This window comes from Streptomyces lydicus (genome assembly GCF_004125265.1).
Classification (GTDB): domain Bacteria; phylum Actinomycetota; class Actinomycetes; order Streptomycetales; family Streptomycetaceae; genus Streptomyces; species Streptomyces lydicus_C.
Map to the genome: position 1 here is coordinate 6,834,830 of NZ_RDTE01000003.1, position 18,604 is coordinate 6,853,433.

Consider the following 18,604-nt stretch of genomic DNA (forward strand, 5'->3'; position numbering starts at 1 on the left):
CGAGCTCAGGAGTGATCATGACCGGTTCTGCCACCCAGGGAATCAAGACCGTGCTGCACCCCGTGTCCGACCTGGCGGCGGCCAAGGCGGTGTACGCCGCCCTGCTCGGCGTACCACCGCAGGCCGACGAGTCCTACTACGTCGGCTTCGAGGCCGGCGGCCAGCACATCGGGTTGGTGCCGGGCGGCGGCCCGCAGGGCATGACCGCGCCGGTGGCCTACTGGCACGTGCCGGACATCGAGGCGAAGCTGGCCGAGGTGACCGCCGCGGGCGCCACCGTGAAGGAGCCCGCGCACGAGGTCGGCGGCGGCCGCCTGGTGGCCACCGTCACCGACCCCGACGGCAACGTCCTCGGGCTGCTCCAGGACCGATGAGGGCCGCCCCCTCGCTCCCCGCCGCCCCCGGGCCGGGCGCGAGCTGAACCGGATGCCCGGCCGCGCGACGGCCGCCGGCCGGGCTGTCGCACACCCCCTCCGCCACAGCAAAATCAGACGTTACGCTCGGATCCGGTCAGGCCGAACCCGGCGACGCCGACGGAGACTGCGAAGGCGGCCGTCCTCACAGAGGGAGACACGATGAGCAAGGTCACGAGGACGGCCCCGCAGACGCCCGCCCCGCACGCCGCCGACAGCCACGATCTGATCCGCGTACACGGCGCGCGCGAGAACAACCTCAAGGACGTCAGCATCGAGATCCCGAAGCGCCGGCTGACGGTGTTCACCGGCGTCTCCGGCTCGGGCAAGAGCTCACTGGTCTTCCACACCATCGCCGCGGAGTCGCAGCGGCTGATCAACGAGACCTACAGCGCCTTCGTACAGGGCTTCATGCCGACCCTGGGCCGGCCCGAGGTCGACGTCCTCGAAGGGCTGACCACCGCGATCATCGTCGACCAGCAGCGGATGGGGGGCGATGCCCGCTCCACCGTCGGCACCGTCACCGACGCCAACGCGATGCTGCGCATCCTCTTCAGCCGGCTCGGGAAGCCGCACATCGGCCCGCCCGGCGCGTACGCCTTCAACGTCCCCTCGGTCCGGGCGAGCGGCGCCATCACCGTCGAGCGCGGAGCCCGCAAGGCGGTGAAGGCGACCTTCCACCGCACCGGCGGCATGTGCACACGCTGCGAAGGCCGCGGCACGGTCTCCGACATCGACCTCACCCAGCTCTACGACGACTCCAAGTCGCTCGCCGAGGGCGCGTTCACCATCCCCGGCTGGAAGTCCGACAGCTTCTGGACCGTACGGGTCTACGCCGAGTCGGGCCTGCTCGACCCGGACAAGCCGATCCGCGAGTTCACCAAGAAGGAGATGCACGACTTCCTCCACCGGGAGCCGACCAAGGTCAAGGTCGAGGGCGTCAACCTCACCTACGAAGGGCTGATCCCCAAGATCCAGAAGTCGTTCCTGTCCAAGGACAAGGAGGCGCTGCAGCCGCACATCCGGGCGTTCGTGGAGCGGGCGGTCACCTTCACCACCTGCCCCGAGTGCGACGGCACCCGGCTGAGTGAAGCAGCCCGGTCCTCGCGCATCGGCGACATCAGCATCGCCGACGCCTGCGCCCTGCAGATCAGCGACCTGGCCGCCTGGGTCCGCGGCCTCGACGAGCCGTCGGTGGCGCCCCTGCTCACCGCGCTGCAGCAGACGCTCGACTCGTTCGCCGAGATCGGCCTCGGCTACCTCTCCCTCGACCGGGCGTCGGGCACCCTGTCGGGCGGCGAGGCACAGCGCGTCAAGATGATCCGCCACCTCGGCTCCTCGCTCACCGACACCACCTACGTCTTCGACGAGCCCACCACGGGCCTGCACCCCCATGACATCCAGCGGATGAACAACCTGCTGCTGCGGCTGCGGGACAAGGGCAACACGGTGCTCGTCGTGGAGCACAAGCCGGAGACCATCGCGATCGCCGACCACGTCGTCGACCTGGGCCCCGGCGCCGGTGCGGCGGGCGGCACGGTCTGCTTCGAGGGCACCGTCGAGGGCCTGCGGGCCGGCGGCACCGTCACCGGCCGCCACTTCGACGACCGGGCCGCCGTCAAGAAGACCGTGCGCACCCCCACCGGCAAGCTGGAGATCCGCGGCGCGACCACGCACAACCTGCGCGGCGTCGACGTCGACCTCCCGCTCGGCGTGCTGACCGTCGTCACCGGCGTCGCCGGCTCCGGAAAGAGCTCACTCGTCCACGGGTCGCTGCCCAGGCGGGCGGGAGCCGCCGACGAGGGCGTGGTGTCCGTCGACCAGGCCCCGATCCGCGGCTCACGACGGAGCAACCCGGCGACGTACACCGGACTGCTCGACCCGATCCGCAAGGCCTTCGCCAAGGCCAACGGCGTGAAGCCGGGACTCTTCAGCTCCAACTCCGAGGGCGCCTGCCCCACCTGCAACGGCGCCGGCGTCATCTTCACCGATCTGGCGATGATGGCCGGCGTCGCCTCCCCCTGCGAGGAGTGCGAGGGAAGGCGGTTCCAGGCCTCCGTCCTGGACCACCACCTCGGCGGCCGCGACATCAGCGAAGTGCTCGCGATGTCGGTGACCGAGGCCGGGGAGTTCTTCGGCGACGGCGAGGCCCGCACCCCGGCCGCGCACCGCATCCTCGGCCGGCTCGCCGACGTCGGGCTCGGCTACCTCGGCCTCGGCCAGCCGCTCACCACACTGTCCGGCGGCGAGCGGCAGCGGCTCAAGCTCGCCACCCACATGGCCGAGAAGGGCGGCGTCTACCTCCTCGACGAACCGACCGCCGGCCTCCACCTCGCCGACGTCGAGCAACTGCTCGGCCTGCTCGACCGGCTCGTCGACTCCGGCAAGTCGGTCATCGTCATCGAGCACCACCAGGCGGTCATGGCGCACGCCGACTGGATCATCGACCTCGGCCCCGGCGCCGGACACGACGGCGGCCGGATCGTCTTCGAGGGCACCCCCGCCGACCTCGTCGCCGCCCGCTCCACCCTCACCGGCGAGCACCTCGCGGCCTACGTCGGCACCTGACCGGGGTGGGGCGGTCCCGCGAGCCGGGTGCCGCCCCGCCCCGAACGGAAAACCACCGAGGCCGGCAAGGCGGGGTGCACCCGAACACCTGCGGTGCACCCCGTACCACTTACGGGTGGTATGACCGCACAACCAGTGGATACAGGCTGTACAGGGAAAGTAACTTAGCGCTGCCTGAGGGCTGATCCCCACGGGACCGACACCCCAACTCCCCTGACAGAAGAGCACATTGATGCCTGTGCCCCCTGCCGGCACCGCCCTCGCAGGCGGCACCAACGGCCCCCGCGCACTCCGCCCCCTCCTCGACACCGTCCTCGACGCCCTCACCACCGGAGCCGAGGACCGCGCCGGCCCCCTCCCGCCCGGCGGCCCCGCCACCGTCACCCGCGCCGTACACGAGGCCTGCCACCCCCTGCTCCCCGACCGCGGCACCGGCCCGCACACCGCCCTGCGCACCCTCGTCCACACCCTCGCCGCCGGCGCCGCCGACCCCGCCGACCCCCACTGCGCCGCCCACCTGCACTGCCCGCCGCTGGCCCTCGCCACCGCCGCCGACCTCGCCGCCTGCGCCCTCAACCCCTCCATGGACTCCTGGGACCAGGCCCCCGCCGCCTCCGCCCTGGAAGCCCTCACCAGCCGCGAACTCGCCGCGCTGGTCTACCCACAGGCCACCCGCCCCGACGCCCTGATCACCACCGGCGGCACCGAATCCAACCAGCTCGCCCTCCTCCTCGCCCGCGAAGCAGCCGCCTCCCGAGGCACCGCGACCGACCCCCACCGGCCCACCCCGCCCCTCCAGATCGTCTGCGGCGCCAACGCCCACCACAGCATCCACCGCTCCGCCTGGCTCCTCGGCCTCCCCGAACCCCTCACCCTCCCCACCCCCGACGGCATCCTCACCCCCGACACCGTCCACACCTGCCTCGCCGACCTCGCCGGGCGCACCGGCCCCGTCCTCCTCACCGCCACCGCAGGTACCACCGACTCCGGCGCCCTCGATCCCCTGCCCGCCCTCGCCGACCTCGCCGACCGGCACGGCGCCCGCTTCCACGTCGACGCCGCCTACGGCGGAGCCCTCCTCTTCAGCGACACCCACCGCGGCGCACTGAACGGCCTCGCCCGCGCCCACACCGTCGCCCTCGACCTGCACAAACTCGGCTGGCAACCCGTCGCCGCCGGCCTCCTCGCCGTCCCCGACCCCGCCACCCTGGCCCCCCTCACCCACCAGGCCGACTACCTCAACGCCGACGACGACACCGAAGCCGGCCTCCCCGACCTCCTCAGCCGCTCCCTGCGCACCACCCGCCGCCCCGACATCCTCAAAATTGCCGTCACCCTCAAAGCCCTCGGCCGCCACGGCCTCGGCGAACTCGTCGACCGCACCCTCGCCGCCGCGCAGACCCTCGCCGACCTCATCGAGGCCCACCCCCGCTACGAGCTCCACTCCCGCCCCGCCCTCAGCACCGTCCTCTTCCGCCCCACCGGCGCCGACGACACCACCCTCGCCACCATCCGCCGCACCCTCCTCACTGACGGACAGGCCGTCCTCGGCCGCGCCACCACCCCCACCGGCCTCTGGCTCAAAGCCACCCTCCTCAACCCCCACACCCAACCCGGAGACCTCACCACCCTCCTCAAACTCGTGGAAGGCCACACGCCCCGATGAGCGCCACCCCGCACCCGGAAACCCCCCGCACCACCCACACCACGACCCCCGGCGAACCCCTCGACCTCGCGGGCATCGGCATCGGCCCCTTCAACCTCTCCCTCGCCGCCCTCGCCCACCCCCTCACCCCCCTTCGCACCGCCTTCTACGACCAGCGCCCCGCCTTCCACTGGCACCCCGGCCTCCTCATCGACGGCGCCACCCTCCAAGTCCCCTTCCTCGCCGACCTGGTCACCCTCGCCGACCCCGCCAGCCCCTGGACCTTCCTGAACTACCTCAAAACCCGCGAACGGCTCTTCCCCTTCTACTTCGCCGAACGCTTCCACCTCCACCGCGCCGAATACGACGCCTACTGCCGCTGGGTCAGCGAAAACCTCCCCAGCCTCCACTTCGGCCACCAGATCGACGCCGTCCGCTGGAACCCCGAACACGAAGTCTTCGAAGTCGACTTCACCCAGCTCGACACCGAAGGCGAAGCCGAAGCCCTGGGCCGCACCTACGCCCGCAACCTCGTCCTCGGCATCGGCACCACCCCCCACGTCCCCGTCCCCCTCCGCCCCCTCGCCGAGGCCCCCGCCGTCCCCGTCATCCACTCCGCCGACTACCTCGACCACCGCGACACCCTGCTCGCCGCCGGCCACGTCACCGTCATCGGCGCCGGCCAGTCAGGCGCCGAAATCTTCCTCGACCAGCTCCGCGCCCGCCCCGCCGGCCGCGAACGCCTCCACTGGCTCGCCCGCACCCCCGCCTTCGCCCCCATGGAATACAGCAAACTCGGCCTCGAACACTTCACCCCCGACTACACCCGTTACTTCCACGCCCTGCCCGAACGCGTCCGCGACGACCTCGTCCCCGGCCAGTGGCAGCTCCACAAAGGCATCGACCACGCCACCCTCGGCGCCATCCACGACGAGCTCTACCGCCGCACCCTCGACGGCGGCTGGCCCGACGCCACCCTCACCCCCGGAGTCTTCGTCCGCACCGCCGGCCGCGTCGGCACCACCAAGATCGAACTCCACCTCGACCACACCCAGCAAGGCACCCGCTCCCGCCTCACCACCGACGCCGTCATCCTCGCCACCGGCTACCGCGAACGCCGCATGGACACCCTGCTCGCCGCCATCGACCCCTACGTACGCCGCGACTCCGGCGCACGCCCCCGCATCGACGCGGACCACCGCCTCGCCCTCGACCCCGCCGTCACCGGCTCCGTCTACGTCCAGAACGCCGAAACCCACACCCACGGCGTGGGCACCCCCGACCTCGGCCTCGCCGCCTGGCGCAGCGCCACCATCCTCAACGCCCTCACCGGCAACACCCCCTACCCCCTCCCCAGCCGCACCGCCTTCACCAGCTTCGGCCTCCCCCAGCCGTCGACGGGACGCACCGGCATGGTCCCCCGCCAGGGCTCCACCCTCGTCCCCCGCCGCTGACCCCGGCCCCGCCCCACCCATGTCCGCCCGCCGCGCGCCACTAGGGTCTGTTGTGAAAGTGCTGGTCACAGCCACTCGTTGAGGACTGCGACCAGCACGATCGCCTCGTAGCGGACCGCGAGCGTGTCATACCTCGTGGCTACGGCCCGCCGGCGCTTGAGGCGGTTGATCCCGAACTCGACCGCGTGCCGCTGCTTGTAGTCGTCCTTGTCGAACTTGGGCGGCCGTCCGCCTCGCGATCCGCGCTCGAGGCGGTTGCGGACGCGGTCCGTCGGGACCGGGATCCGCTTGCTTGGAGTGCACTCCAAGGCCATAGCGTTGAGACAGCTGAACCGAACACCCGACGCGTCGACGCATCATCCCGCACGACCAATTGGAAAGGCGGCAAGTGGTAGACAACCAATTCACAACGCATGCAGAACTTTTCGATCTGTGTGGAAAGCGCGCGCTCGTCACCGGTGGCACCCGAGGCATCGGAATGATGATCGCGCGTGGCCTTCTCCAGGCGGGCGTCCGCGTGGTCATCAGCTCACGCAACGCAGAAGCGTGCGCTCAAGCGCAGGAACAGCTGTCCACATTTGGTGAGGTGCGGGCCATCCCCGCCGACCTGTCCCGCCACGACGAGTGTCGGCGACTGTCCGACCTCGTCACCGCCGACTCGGAGCGTCTCGACATCCTCGTCAACAACGCGGGCGCCATGTGGGACGAGCCGCTGGCGACGTTCCCAGACGCGGCCTGGGACACCGTCGTCGACCTCAACCTGAAGTCGCCGTTCTGGCTGGTCCAGGCGCTACTGCCCGCACTTCGCAGGGCGGGCACCGCCGACGATCCCGCGCGGATCATCAACATCGGCAGCATCGCTGCCATCCACATCCCCCAGCGGCCCAACTACTCGTACTCCAGCAGCAAGGCCGCACTGCATCAACTCACCAGAGTGCTCGCCAAGGAACTAGGACCGCAGCACGTCACCGTGAACGCCGTGGCGCCGGGACCGTTCCCGTCGACGATGATGGCTGCAACCCTCGATGAGTTCGGCGAGGCGATCGCGGCGTCGGCCCCACTACGCCGGATCGGCCGCGACGACGACATGGCGGGTGTCGCCGTGTTCCTCGCCAGCCGGGCAGGCGCATACCTGACAGGCGCCGTGATCCCCGTCGACGGCGGCATCGCCACAACCGCATAGGCCGCCTAGGGTCTGCTTGCGAAAGTTGATCTTGATCGTTGATGATCACGTCCTGTGGGATGCGGGGATCTGACGAACGGCCAGTGGGCCCGACTTGAGCCACTGTTGCCGCGGGGCATCAAGTCGGGCCGTCCGCCGGTACGGACGCGGCGGCAGCTGATAGACGGCATACGGTGGCGGACCCGGACGGGTGCTCCCTGGCGTGACGTGCCGGAACGCTACGGGCCGTGGGACCGGGGCTATGACCTGTTCCGGCGCTGGCAGCGCGATGGCACCTGGGCCCGGATCGTCACTCAGCTGCAGGCCGAGGCGGATACCAAGGGCCTGATCACCTGGGACGTGAACATCGACTCCACGGTCTGCCGGGCCCACCAGCACGCGGCTGGGGCGGCGAAAAGGGGGATCTCCAGAAGGAACCGCCCGGCGGGATCCCCGTCGAGCCGGCCGACCACGGGCTCGGACGCTCCCGGGGCGGCCTGACCAGCAAGATCCACCTCGCCGTCGAGCAGGGTCACAAGCCGCTATCGGTGGTCATCACCGCCGGACAGCGAGGTGATTCGCCTCAGTTCGAGTCGGTCCCAGAAGCGATCCGGGTGCCCCGGCTCGGAGTCGGCAGGCCGCGCAAACGGCCGGACCGGGTCCGGGCCGACAAGGCGTACGGCTCCCGCAGCAATCGCGCCTACCTGCGCAGACGCGGGATCAAGGCCACGATCCCGGTCCCGACGGACCGCGTCCGCAACCACCTCGAGCGCGGATCGCGAGGCGGACGGCCGCCCAAGTTCGACAAGGACGACTACAAGCAGCGGCACGCGGTCGAGTGCGGGATCAACCGCCTCAAGCCCCGCCGGGCCGTAGCCACGAGGTATGAAGCTCGCGGTCCGCTACGAGGCGACCGTGCTGGTCGCAGTCCTCAACGAGTGGCTGTGACCAGCACTTTCACAACAGACCCTAGGCCCACGGGAGCCGGGGGAGCGCCGCGGCCCCGGAAGAGACCACGGCCGCTCCCGGACGGCGCCCCCTCCGCCCCCCCCGGGGCCCCGCGGCCCCGGCAGTCCACCGGAACTCAGAACACCGGCACCCCGTCCCGCGTCAGCCTCCAGTCCACCGAAGCGAACCGGGCCGGATCGATCTGCCCACTCTCCTGCACCCACCCAATGATCAAATTCCGGATCTCGTCGGACGTCGACCACACCTGCTCCGCGGCCGCCACATGCGGGAAATTACCGCCACCGCTCGCCCGGTAATTGTTCACCGCCAGCACGAACCGCGCCGCATCATCCAACGGCTTCCCACCGAACATCAGCTTCCCGATCCGCTGCCCCGCCGGCTTCGCGATATCGATCTCGTACGAGACACCGCTCACCGCGTCATAGTTGTAATCCGGCGTACCATCCGCATTCGTCACCTTCGACGGATCCACCGGACCACCGGCCGCCGTTCGCACGTAATACCGCGCCGAAAACTCCAAATACGCCCGCACCTGCGCACCCGTCAACACCCGCGCCTCCAGCGTATTGTCGAACGGATACAACGCCGCCATCGACCGGATCGTCACATCCCCCTCCGGCACCCTCGCCGTCCGCGAAAAACACGACGCCTGCGACAACACCGGCAACGACGCATACGCCGACCCCGCAAGCGCCTTACGCACCACCTCCGCCTGCACAAAAGCAATGAAGTCCAAAAGCGGCGAATCCTTTACCGGCGCCTCGGCCGCCGTCATCTCCGCCTTCGACCGGCCGATCACCCGATTCACATACGCCACCACCTTCCGGTGCTCCGCCCGCAGCAACCCCGTGATCCGCGCATCCTCTGCCACCGCATTCGAGTTCAGAACCCGCGAAGCGACCGACGCCACCTCCCAGCGCCCCCGATGCCACTCCACCGCCACATCGAAAAGCGTCAGCCGCTGCCCCCACTTCAACGGCTCGGAGAGCACCACCTCCCGGCCCGACTCCTTGTTCACCACCCGCCGCTCGGGAACCTCCACATGCGCATGGCCCACCAAAATCGCATCGATCCCCGGCACCTGCTCCGCCACCAACGCCGCCGCATTCTCCACATACGGCAACTGATCCCCGTACGACGACGTACCACTCATCCCCGAATGCGCCGCCACGATCACCACATCCGCGCCCATCGACCGCAGCTTCGGCACCCACTTCGCCGCCTGCTCCACCAGCCCCGGAAACGCCAGCTTCCCCTGCACATGCGCCTTGTCCCAGATCGCGATCCCCGGATTCGTCAAACCCAGCACCGCCACGGTCACCTCCCGCCCACGAGGTGACCGCAAACGCTTCAGCACATACGGACGGAACGCCGGCCGCAACGACCTCGCATCCACCGCATTCGCCCCCAGCAGCGGAAAATCACAGCTCTCCTCGAACTTCCGCAGCACCGGAATGCCGTAATTGAACTCATGATTCCCCAGCGCCGCGGCGTCATAGCCGATCGCATTCATCGCCCGCGCCATCGGATGCACCGGACCGCCCGGATCCGTGATCGGATCCACCTTGGCGTAGTAATACGCCAACTGCGTCCCCTGAATCGTGTCGCCCGCATCGATCAACAGCGTGTTCCGCCGGCCCCTCTCCCGCCGCACCTGCGTCACCAGCGTCGAAATCTTCGCCAGACCGACGTCGTTGTGCGCCGCATCGTCGAACTCCGCGTCGGTGGTGTAATCCCAGTTGAAGACATTGCCGTGCAGATCCGTCGTGCCCATGACCGTGAAGGCATACCGCTCCCGCCGGTGACCGCGGCCACCCGGATCACCGGCGCCCCGGCCCTCCACCGCCCCGGCCGCCGGCGCCCCCGCCGCCCCCGCGAGCGCCACCCCGGCTCCCGTCACCACGGAACGCCCCAAGAACTTCCTACGGTCAAGCGACATGCCAACTCCCTTGGATGAAGGCCAAAACGCCGATACGCGCCGCCACACAGCGGGACAACGCGCGTAGATTCTGGCGCAGCCGCACCCCGCACAACACCCCTCACGCGATTCCCGCGGATGCCCCACCGACGCCCCATCGGCGCCCTCCTCGAAATCGCCGGCCTCGGCGCCGAGAACACCGCCCCCGCCCAGGTCCCCGGTATGCGCCTCTTCGCCGACTACGGCCGCGCCCCCAGCCAGGAATCCACCCCCGCCCCCGCCCTCCAACCCCAGCGCCAAGCCGTCCATGCCCACGTCAACGCATGCTTGACGATGACCCGCCCGGTACTGTGAGACCGTGCGAACAGAATGAATTTCCGCTCATCGGAGCACCGCCGCGCCCATTCCATTACTTGTCAACAGCCTTTCACCAAGCGCTCGTTGAGCAGACACTTCCCTACCGTTCCCTACCGTCCGGTAAGTCATAGGGTCGAAGCATGCGCCGAGCCAAGATCGTCTGCACACTGGGACCCGCCACCGACTCGTACGAGCAGATCAAAGCCCTCGTCGACGCCGGAATGGACATCGCCCGCTTCAACCTCAGCCACGGCACCTACGCCGAACACGAGGCACGATTCGACCGGGTCCGCAAAGCCTCCGAAGAAACCCGCCGCAGCGTCGGCATCCTCGCCGACCTTCAAGGCCCGAAGATCCGACTCGGCCGATTCCGCGAAGGCCCTGTACTTCTCGAACGCGACGACGAGTTCACCATCACCGTGGAACCCGCCGTCGAAGGCGACCGCCAGATCTGCGGCACCACCTACCACGGCCTCGCCGCCGACGTCACCACCGGCGAACGCATCCTCATCGACGACGGAAAAGTCACCCTCGAAGTCACCGACGTCGACGGACCCCACGTCCGCACCAGGGTCGTCGAAGGCGGCATGGTCTCCGACCACAAAGGCCTCAACCTTCCCGGCGTCGCCGTCTCCGTCCCCGCCCTCTCCGACAAGGACCAGGACGACCTCCGCTGGGCCCTGCGCTACGGTGCCGACATCATCGCCCTCTCCTTCGTCCGCAGCGGCCGCGACATCGAAGACGTCCACCGCATCATGCGCGAGGAAGACCGCTTCCTCCCCGTCATCGCCAAGGTCGAAAAGCCCCAGGCCGTCGACAACATCGACGACATCGTCGCCGCCTTCGACGGCATCATGGTCGCCCGCGGCGACCTCGGCGTCGAAATGCCCCTCGAAACCGTCCCGATCGTCCAGAAGCGCGCCATCAAACTCGCCAAGCGCAACGCCAAACCGGTCATTGTCGCCACCCAGATGCTCGACTCGATGATCGACAACTCCCGCCCCACCCGCGCCGAAGCCTCCGACGTCGCCAACGCCGTCATCGACGGCACCGACGCCGTCATGCTCTCCGGCGAGACCAGCGTCGGGAAGTACCCCACCGAGACCGTCAAGACGATGAGCCGCATCGTCGAGGCCGCCGAGGAAGACCTCCTCGCCAAGGGCCTCCCGCCGCTCACCAAGGCCAACAAGCCCCGCACCCAGGGCGGCGCCGTCGCCCGCGCCGCCGCCGACATGGGCGATTTCCTCGGCGCCAAGTTCCTGGTCGCCTTCACCCAGTCCGGCGACACCGTCCGCCGGCTCTCCCGCTACCGCTCGCCCATCCCGCTGCTGGCCTTCACCCCCGACCCGGCCACCCGCTCCCAGCTCAACGTCAGCTGGGGCGTGGAGACCTTCCTCGGCCCGACCGTCGACTCCACCGACGAGATGGTCGCCCAGGTCGACGAGCAGCTTCTGAGGCTCGGCCGCTGCCAGAAGGGCGACGTCGTCATCATCACGGCCGGCTCCCCGCCCGGAGTCCCCGGCTCCACCAACCTCGTCCGCGTCCACCACATCGGCGAGGACGACTCCCCGAAGTAGCCCCACCCGCACCGCGATTTAGCTGGGCCGAGGTACCTGACTGCCGTCCCCGTCAGTACTTCGGCCCGATGTGTCGGTCCATGAGAGCGACGGAGGCTTTGCGGGCCACGGAGATGTTGAACGGGTCGCTGCCGCGGGCGAGGACGGTCCATTCGACGCCGACCTTTGTGAGGGTGTCCGAGAAGAGTCGCCGGATGTGATCGGACTTGTTGCTGAAGAAGTACCTCGGATACTCGTAGCGTTTGCGCTCCCCGCCCACCATCCTGGTCGTCCAGTTGGTGATGCGGCAGCCGTCGGAGTGGATCAGCCCGCGGATGAACTCCCAGGGATGCTCGTCCACGATCTGCTGCTGCCAGGGTTCGAGCACGATCGGCCGCTCGTGCTTCTTGCCGGGGCCGTGCTGCGGGAACATGCACCATAAGTGCTTCGAATAGAGCTTCACGTTGTGGCAGCCGGGCCTGCGGACCCGGCACACGGAATTGTCGGGGAAGACCGCGCGCATGGCGGCTTCACAGGCATCCATGAGACCCGGCCAGCCGTCACCGCACGTGATCATGAGGCTCGGCACGCGGTGCGTCGAGTACTGGATGATGTGGCCGTCGCCGAGGTAGAGGGCCAGGAGGTAGGCGTACGCCGCGGGGTCGAGTTTCCGATCGTCGCAGCGCGGGCACTTCGGGTCGTGGGTTCCTGGACACTCTCCGCGTTTGGCGCGGTCCATGTGCCGCCAATAGCCGATGGTGCCGAGAGGTACGCCCAAAGCGCGGGCCACATCCGCGTTCCTTGCTCCCGCCCGGAGTTGGGCGATTGCTTTGTGTCGCACGTCCTTGCCGTGAAAGTCCATGACATCACTGTGCGTGACGAATCACGAGCGCGGGGCGAAAATGCGTGCGAACCACGCGAAGGTGAAATTCCGCTTTTTCAAGGGTGCCCGGTGTGGGATTCGAACCCACATGCCCAAGGGCACGGCTGTTTGAGAGCCGCGTGTCTGACCAGTTCCACCAACCGGGCCGGTTGCGAGAGACACCCTACCGTGTGCATCACTAAGGCCGCCTCTAGGTAGGCTGCAATGGCACCACCTGCCTGGAATGAGGAGTCCCGTGAGCGCCGCCGAGCCCGAGCAGCCCGTCGCCGATGACGATCAGTCGCACGTCCCGCCGCTGACCACGCGCGTCGTGATCGCCGAGGACGAGGCCCTCATCCGTCTCGACCTCAAAGAGATGCTGGAGGAAGAGGGCTACACCGTCGTCGGTGAGGCCGGGGACGGGCAGACCGCCGTGGAGCTGGCCCGGGAGCACCGTCCCGATCTGGTGATCCTGGACGTGAAGATGCCGGTGCTGGACGGTATCTCGGCGGCCGAGAAGATCGCCGAGGAGAGCATCGCGCCGGTGCTGATGCTGACCGCGTTCTCGCAGCGTGAGCTGGTGGAGCGGGCGCGGGACGCGGGTGCGATGGCGTATCTGGTGAAGCCGTTCTCGAAGACCGATGTGGTTCCCGCGATCGAGATGGCGGTGAGCCGGTTCACCGAGCTGAGGACGCTGGAGCAGGAGGTCGCTGACCTCACCCAGCGGCTGGAGACCCGGAAGCTGGTGGACCGGGCGAAGAGCATTCTGCAGACGCAGTACGGGCTGACGGAGCCGGCCGCGTTCCGGTGGATCCAGAAGACGTCGATGGACCGCCGGCTGTCGATGCAGCAGGTCGCGGAGGCGGTCATCGAGGACGCCGAGGAGAAGAAGCAGCAGCAGAAGGACCAGTAGCCGGCGGTAGCCGGGCTGGTCCTGAGGGCGCGAGCGGCCCCGTACCGATCTTCATCGGTGCGGGGCCGCTCGCGTCGGTGCGGGTGGGTCAGTCCTCGCCGAGGTAGGCCTTGCGGACGGATTCGTCGTGGAGGAGGGATGCGCCGCTGCCGGAGAGGACGATGCGGCCGATTTCCATGACGTGTCCTTGGTCGGCGAGGGAGAGTGCGGCCTGGGCGTTCTGTTCGACGAGGAGGATGGTGGTGCCTTGGGAGCGGAGTTCGCGGATGGTTTCCATGATCTTCTGCATCATGATCGGGGAGAGGCCCATGGAGGGCTCGTCGAGCATGAGGAGTTTGGGGCGGGACATCAGGGCGCGGCCCATGGCGAGCATTTGCTGTTCGCCGCCGGAGAGGGTGCCGGAGGCTTGTTTTCTGCGTTCGCCGAGGATGGGGAAGAGTTCGTAGACGCGTTGGATGTCTTTCTCGATGCCGTCGGTGTCCTTGCGGAGGAAGGCGCCGAGCTGGAGGTTTTCGGCGATGGTGAGGCGGGGGAAGAGGCGGCGGCCTTCGGGGGAGTGGGCGAGGCCGCGTTCGACGATCTTGTGGGCGGGGACGCCGTCGAGTGGTTCGCCGTCGAAGGTGATCTTGCCGGCGAGGGGCTTGAGGAGTCCTGAGAGGGTGCGCAGGGTGGTGGTCTTGCCGGCGCCGTTGGTGCCGATGAGGGTGACGGCCTGTCCTGCTTCGACGGAGAACGAGATGCCTTTGACGGCTTCGATCTTGCCGTAGGCGACGCGGAGGTCCTCGACTTGGAGCAGTGCGGTCATGGGGTGTCTCCGGTCTGTCCCTGGGCCGGGTGGTCTGGTGGGGCTGGTGGGGTCGTCCCGTCTGCTGCGTCGGGTTGTCCTGGCCCTGCCGCCTGTCCTGGCCCTTCCGCCTGTCCTGGCCCGTCGGCGTTTTCCGTCCCGGCTGCCGGGCCTGTTGTGCCGTCCGTGCCTGTTGTTCCGTCCGGCGCTGTTGTGCCGTCCGGGTCGGTGGTGTCGTCCGGCGCCGGCATGCCGTCGACGGGTGTGCCGAGGTAGGCGGCGATGACGCGTTCGTCGGCCTGGACGATCTCGGCGGTGCCCTCGACGAGTTTCTGTCCCTGGACGAGGACGGCGACGCGGTCGCAGAGGTTGAAGATGAAGCGCATGTCGTGCTCGATGACGAGGACGGCGGTGCCCTGTGCGCGGATGGCGAGGACGAGGTCCTGGGTGGCGCGGGTTTCCTGGGGGTTCATGCCGGCGGTGGGTTCGTCCAGGAGGAGGAGTCCGGGTTCGCTGGCGAGGGCGCGGGCGATTTCGAGCTTGCGTTGTTCGCCGTAGGGGAGGTTGCGGGCGAGGTGGTCGCGTTTGTGGGCGAGGCCGGTGAATTCCAGGAGTTCCATGGCGCGTTGTTCGCTGGTGCGTTCGGCTTTTTTGAAGCCGGGGCCGCGCAGGAGGGCGGACCAGAGGCCTTCTTTGGTGCGGGTGTGGCGTCCGACGAGGACGTTTTCGAGGACGGTCATGTTGGCGAAGAGGCGGATGTTCTGGAAGGTGCGGGCGACGCCGGCCTGGGTGACGAGGTGGGGTTTGCGGGAGAGACGGGTGCCTCGGTAGCTGACGGTGCCTTCGGTGGGCACGTAGAGGCCGGTGAGGCAGTTGAAGAAGGTGGTTTTGCCGGCGCCGTTGGGGCCGATGAGGCCGACGATTTCGCCGGTGCCGACGGTGAGGCTGACGTCGCGTACGGCGGTGAGTCCGCCGAAGCGCATGGTGACGCCGTCGGCTCGCAGGACGGTGTCGGTGTCAGTGGCGGGTGCGAGGCTGGTGGGTGTGGTCATGGTCGTCACGCCTTTGCCTGGGTGGCGCCGAGGGTGGCGTCTGCGTCGGGGAGGCGCTGGTCGGGCACGTCGAGTTGGCCGGTCTCGTGGAATTCGAGTTGTTTTCTGCGGTCGGGGATGAGGCCTTCGGGGCGGAAGCGCATGAGGAGGACGAGGGCGATGCCGAAGAGCAGGAGTTGGTAGTCCTGGATGAAGTCGAGTTTGGCCGGGATGAGGAAGAGGAGGGCGGCGCCGACTAGGGGGCCGCTGAGGGTTCCCATGCCGCCGAGGATGACGGCGGCGAGGAGGAAGGCGGAGTTGGGGGGCTGGGGGCCGGCGAACTGGAATTGTTCGGGGGTGGCGGTGGTGACGACGTGGGCGTGGACGGTGCCGGCGAGTCCGGCGAGGGCCGCGCCGAGGGCGAAGGCGAGGAGGCGGAGGCGGAAGCTGTTGATGCCCATGGCGATGGCGGCGGTTTCGTCTTCGCGGATGGCGATCCAGGCGCGGCCGATGCGGGAGGCTGCGGCGCGTCGGAAGACGAGGACGACGAAGGCCGTCACGAGGATCATCAGCAGGTAGTAGTTGCCGTAGGTGGCGAGGGGGATGCCGAGGATGGTGTGGGGTTCGCCGAAGTTGAAGCCGAAGATTTCGAGGTTGGGGATGTTGGGGATGCCCATGGCGCCGTTGGTGATGTCGGGGCCGGTGGTGCCGTTGAGGTTGAGCATGGCGATGCGGAAGATCTCACCGAAGCCGAGGGTGACGATGGCGAGGTAGTCGCCGCGTAGGCGCAGTGTCGGTGCGCCGATGAGGACGCCGAAGACGAGGGAGGCGGCGGCGCCGGTGAGGAGGGCCGCCCAGAAGGGGAAGCGGAGCCCGAAGGCGGATTCGGGGGAGCCGGAGACGAGGGCGGCGGCGTAGGCGCCGACGCCGAGGAAGGCGACGTAGCCGAGGTCGAGGAGGCCGGCGAGGCCGACGACGACGTTGAGGCCCAGGGCGACGGTGGCGAAGATCAGGATGTTGGCCCCGATGATCGTGTACTGGTCGGTGTCCTGGGTGAAGGGGAAGCAGGCGGCGGCGAGGAAGGCCGCGCCGAGGGCGACGGTGCGGTGGGCGTGGGTGAGTGCGGTGAGGCGGGCGATGAGTCCGGCCCGGTGGAGGGCGGGGACGGCGAGGGCCATGAAGATCAGGTAGCCGACGAAGGGGGCGCCGTCGTCGGTGTCGATGCCGTAGGTGAAGGCGAGGAGCCCGGCGGCGAAGGCGGCGGCGATGATCAGGATCTCGGCCCAGGAGGGGAGTTCGCCGGTGGGGCGCCGCAGGGGGCCGGGGGTGAGGGTGGCGGTGAAGCGCTGCCAGGGGCCCGAGGGTGGCCGGTCGGCGGCTCGGTCGGGGGGCAGGGCGAGGGCGCCGGTCAGGGTGAGCAGGGAGGTGACGGCTGCGAGGGCGCCGCCCGGTTCGAGGTTGACCAGCCCGCCGAGCCGGACGGCGATGGCGATGAGGGTGAACCAGGTGGCGGCGAAGGTGGCGAGGGCGGCGAGGAGGGTGGGGGCGTTGCGTCCTGCGGGGGTGAGCCATTGCAGGCCGCGGAGGCCGAGTGCCGCGAGGGCGAAGAGCAGGGTGAGGACGCCGCCGGCGAGGGTGACGAGCTGCAGTCCTGCGGGGGAGAGGTAGTAGGTGAGGTCGCCGGGGAAGTCGCTGCTCCAGGTCCAGGCGAGGCCGGTGGTGGCAGCGGTGGCGAGGGCGCCGGCGGCGGTGAGGAGGCGCGCGGTGCGTTCCGGGAGGGGGAGCAGGCCGCGGGCGGGGGGTGTGGTGGTGTGGGTGGTCATCGCTATCACGCCCGATCCGCGACGCGTTCGCCCAGGAGGCCTTGTGGTCTGAGCAGGAGTACGAGGATGAGGAGGACGAAGGCCCAGACGTCCTTCCAGGCGCCGCCGCCGAATTGCTCCATGCCGGGTATGTCCTCGATGTAGGCGGTGGCGAGGGCTTCGGCGATGCCGAGGACGACGCCGCCGAGCATGGCTCCGTAGATGTTGCCGATGCCGCCGAGCACGGCTGCGGTGAAGGCCTTGAGGCCCATGATGAAGCCCATGCGGAACTGGACCTCGCCGGTGCGCAGTCCGTAGGCGACGGCGGCGACGCCGGCGAAGGCGGCGCCGATGGCGAAGGCGAGGACGATGATGCGGTCGGTGTTGATGCCCATGAGCTTTGCGGTGTCGGGGTCCTGTGCGGTGGCCTGCATGGCGCGGCCGCTGCGGGTTTTGGCGACGAAGAAGCCGAGGGCGATCATGCAGAGGGGGGCGGCGATGAGGACGAAGAGGTCGCCGCGCTGGACGGTGGCGCCCAGGATGTCGAAGGCGTGGCCCTTGAACTGCGGGAAGACGCGGGCCTGTTTGCCGTCGGGGTACCACTTCCAGATGGCTTGCTGGAGGGCGATGGACAGGCCGATGGCGGTGATGAGGGGGGCGAGGCGGGGTGCGCCGCGCAGTGGTCGGTAGGCGAATCGTTCGGCCGCGATGCCGACGAGGACGGATACGGCGATGCCGCCGAGCAGCATGACGGGCAGGGCTAGGGCGAGAGGGGTGCCGGCGGGGAGAGCGAGGAAGACGCTGAGCGCTCCGAAGCCGCCGACCATGAATATCTCGCCGTGGGCGAAGTTGATGAGCTGGACGATTCCGTAGACCATCGTGTAGCCGATCGCGATGAGTCCGTACATCGCGCCGAGGATGAGTCCGTTGGCCAGCTGTTGCGGCAGTTCGCTCACCGCGGGCCTCCGTTGGGTGGGTGTGAGGGATGAGAGCCGGGTGGGATTGAGGGATCAGAGCCAGCCGGGTGTGAGGGGTCCGGAACGGCTGGTGGTGAGGGGTCCGGGGCGGCCGGCTGTGAGGCGTCCGGGCCGGTTGGGCGTGAGGGGCCAGGGCCCGCTGGGAATGTGGGGGCCGAGCCGGCCGGAAGTATGGGGATCCGGTTCGGCCCGT

At 69.1% G+C, this 18,604-nt stretch carries 15 protein-coding genes, 1 tRNA gene and 1 pseudogene; 9 read left to right on the forward strand and 8 right to left on the reverse strand.

Annotated features, from left to right (window positions below):
• Positions 1–17 precede the first annotated feature (17 nt).
• The 4 genes from D9V36_RS32605 (at position 18) to D9V36_RS32620 (ending at position 6,080) form a co-directional block, all read left to right on the forward strand.
• Entirely contained in the window at positions 18–374 is a 357-nt protein-coding gene (locus D9V36_RS32605; RefSeq protein ID WP_129296924.1) for a VOC family protein, read from the forward strand.
• 201 nt (positions 375–575) lie between these two features.
• Positions 576–2,981 (forward strand): ATP-binding cassette domain-containing protein, encoded by a 2,406-nt coding sequence (locus tag D9V36_RS32610; protein WP_129296925.1) that lies wholly within the window; start codon positions 576–578, stop codon positions 2,979–2,981.
• Between the two features lie 232 nt (positions 2,982–3,213).
• Positions 3,214–4,647 carry a pyridoxal phosphate-dependent decarboxylase family protein gene (locus D9V36_RS32615; protein ID WP_129296926.1) on the forward strand — a complete coding sequence of 478 codons (1,434 nt, stop codon included), beginning with the start codon at positions 3,214–3,216 and terminating at the stop codon, positions 4,645–4,647.
• Positions 4,644–6,080 carry a lysine N(6)-hydroxylase/L-ornithine N(5)-oxygenase family protein gene (locus tag D9V36_RS32620; RefSeq protein WP_129296927.1) on the forward strand — a complete coding sequence of 479 codons (1,437 nt, stop codon included), beginning with the start codon at positions 4,644–4,646 and terminating at the stop codon, positions 6,078–6,080. Before D9V36_RS32615 ends, D9V36_RS32620 begins: the two co-directional genes overlap by 4 nt.
• Before the next feature lie 65 nt (positions 6,081–6,145).
• On the opposite strand, the gene D9V36_RS32625 is transcribed toward D9V36_RS32620, so the two are convergent.
• Positions 6,146–6,388 carry a hypothetical protein gene (locus tag D9V36_RS32625; protein WP_431357718.1) on the reverse strand — a complete coding sequence of 81 codons (243 nt, stop codon included), beginning with the start codon at positions 6,386–6,388 and terminating at the stop codon, positions 6,146–6,148.
• Positions 6,389–6,468: 80 nt separating this feature from the next.
• Here D9V36_RS32625 and D9V36_RS32630 point away from each other — a divergent pair, with 80 nt between their 5' ends.
• Both D9V36_RS32630 and D9V36_RS32635 read left to right on the forward strand, forming a co-directional pair.
• Positions 6,469–7,263, forward strand: coding sequence for an SDR family oxidoreductase (locus D9V36_RS32630; protein ID WP_129296928.1), 795 nt, complete (start codon positions 6,469–6,471; stop codon positions 7,261–7,263).
• Between the two features lie 54 nt (positions 7,264–7,317).
• Positions 7,318–8,190, forward strand: a pseudogene (locus tag D9V36_RS32635) (IS5 family transposase).
• 136 nt (positions 8,191–8,326) lie between these two features.
• On the opposite strand, the gene D9V36_RS32640 reads toward D9V36_RS32635, so the two are convergent.
• Entirely contained in the window at positions 8,327–10,150 is a 1,824-nt protein-coding gene (locus D9V36_RS32640; protein ID WP_129296929.1) for a bifunctional metallophosphatase/5'-nucleotidase, read from the reverse strand.
• Between the two features lie 117 nt (positions 10,151–10,267).
• Between D9V36_RS32640 and D9V36_RS32645 the strand changes: the two genes are divergently transcribed.
• Positions 10,268–10,483 carry a hypothetical protein gene (locus tag D9V36_RS32645; protein ID WP_129296930.1) on the forward strand — a complete coding sequence of 72 codons (216 nt, stop codon included), beginning with the start codon at positions 10,268–10,270 and terminating at the stop codon, positions 10,481–10,483.
• 143 nt (positions 10,484–10,626) lie between these two features.
• Positions 10,627–12,063, forward strand: a complete 1,437-nt coding sequence (gene pyk / locus D9V36_RS32650) for a pyruvate kinase (protein WP_129296931.1) — start codon at positions 10,627–10,629, stop codon at positions 12,061–12,063.
• A 52-nt stretch (positions 12,064–12,115) separates the two neighbouring features.
• On the opposite strand, the gene D9V36_RS32655 is transcribed toward pyk, so the two are convergent.
• The gene (locus tag D9V36_RS32655; protein WP_129296932.1) at positions 12,116–12,904 is read right to left on the reverse strand and encodes a helix-turn-helix domain-containing protein; all 789 of its coding nucleotides are present in this window, start codon (positions 12,902–12,904) and stop codon (positions 12,116–12,118) included.
• Between the two features lie 84 nt (positions 12,905–12,988).
• Positions 12,989–13,071 (reverse strand) — tRNA-Leu (locus D9V36_RS32660).
• Between the two features lie 77 nt (positions 13,072–13,148).
• Between D9V36_RS32660 and D9V36_RS32665 the strand changes: the two genes are divergently transcribed.
• Positions 13,149–13,817 (forward strand): ANTAR domain-containing response regulator, encoded by a 669-nt coding sequence (locus tag D9V36_RS32665; RefSeq protein WP_129296933.1) that lies wholly within the window; start codon positions 13,149–13,151, stop codon positions 13,815–13,817.
• Positions 13,818–13,905: 88 nt separating this feature from the next.
• Here D9V36_RS32665 and D9V36_RS32670 read toward each other — a convergent pair whose 3' ends face one another.
• The 4 genes from D9V36_RS32670 to D9V36_RS32685 are packed head-to-tail and all read right to left on the reverse strand — an operon-like array spanning position 13,906 to position 18,390.
• Positions 13,906–14,622: an ABC transporter ATP-binding protein gene (locus tag D9V36_RS32670; RefSeq protein WP_129296934.1), complete on the reverse strand. Its 717-nt coding sequence runs from the start codon at positions 14,620–14,622 to the stop codon at positions 13,906–13,908.
• Positions 14,619–15,653, reverse strand: coding sequence for an ABC transporter ATP-binding protein (locus tag D9V36_RS32675; RefSeq protein WP_129296935.1), 1,035 nt, complete (start codon positions 15,651–15,653; stop codon positions 14,619–14,621). The genes D9V36_RS32670 and D9V36_RS32675 overlap by 4 nt, the downstream gene beginning before the upstream one ends.
• 5 nt (positions 15,654–15,658) lie before the next feature.
• A complete protein-coding gene (locus D9V36_RS32680; RefSeq protein WP_129296936.1) occupies positions 15,659–17,455 on the reverse strand; it encodes a branched-chain amino acid ABC transporter permease in 1,797 nt (598 codons plus the stop codon).
• A 5-nt stretch (positions 17,456–17,460) separates the two neighbouring features.
• Entirely contained in the window at positions 17,461–18,390 is a 930-nt protein-coding gene (locus D9V36_RS32685) for a branched-chain amino acid ABC transporter permease (RefSeq protein ID WP_129296937.1), read from the reverse strand.
• Positions 18,391–18,604 lie beyond the last annotated feature (214 nt).

What these genes read in the sequence shown, in the direction of transcription:
- D9V36_RS32605 (WP_129296924.1), top strand. Translation starts at nt 18, where the DNA reads ATGACCGGTTCTGCCACCCAGGGAATCAAGACCGTGCTGCACCCCGTG.
- D9V36_RS32610 (WP_129296925.1), top strand. Translation starts at nt 576, where the DNA reads ATGAGCAAGGTCACGAGGACGGCCCCGCAGACGCCCGCCCCGCACGCC.
- D9V36_RS32615 (WP_129296926.1), top strand. Translation starts at nt 3,214, where the DNA reads ATGCCTGTGCCCCCTGCCGGCACCGCCCTCGCAGGCGGCACCAACGGC.
- D9V36_RS32620 (WP_129296927.1), top strand. Translation starts at nt 4,644, where the DNA reads ATGAGCGCCACCCCGCACCCGGAAACCCCCCGCACCACCCACACCACG.
- D9V36_RS32640 (WP_129296929.1), bottom strand. Translation starts at nt 10,150, where the DNA reads ATGTCGCTTGACCGTAGGAAGTTCTTGGGGCGTTCCGTGGTGACGGGA.
- D9V36_RS32645 (WP_129296930.1), top strand. Translation starts at nt 10,268, where the DNA reads ATGCCCCACCGACGCCCCATCGGCGCCCTCCTCGAAATCGCCGGCCTC.
- pyk (WP_129296931.1), top strand. Translation starts at nt 10,627, where the DNA reads ATGCGCCGAGCCAAGATCGTCTGCACACTGGGACCCGCCACCGACTCG.
- D9V36_RS32655 (WP_129296932.1), bottom strand. Translation starts at nt 12,904, where the DNA reads ATGGACTTTCACGGCAAGGACGTGCGACACAAAGCAATCGCCCAACTC.
- D9V36_RS32665 (WP_129296933.1), top strand. Translation starts at nt 13,149, where the DNA reads ATGAGGAGTCCCGTGAGCGCCGCCGAGCCCGAGCAGCCCGTCGCCGAT.
- D9V36_RS32670 (WP_129296934.1), bottom strand. Translation starts at nt 14,622, where the DNA reads ATGACCGCACTGCTCCAAGTCGAGGACCTCCGCGTCGCCTACGGCAAG.
- D9V36_RS32675 (WP_129296935.1), bottom strand. Translation starts at nt 15,653, where the DNA reads ATGACCACACCCACCAGCCTCGCACCCGCCACTGACACCGACACCGTC.
- D9V36_RS32680 (WP_129296936.1), bottom strand. Translation starts at nt 17,455, where the DNA reads ATGACCACCCACACCACCACACCCCCCGCCCGCGGCCTGCTCCCCCTC.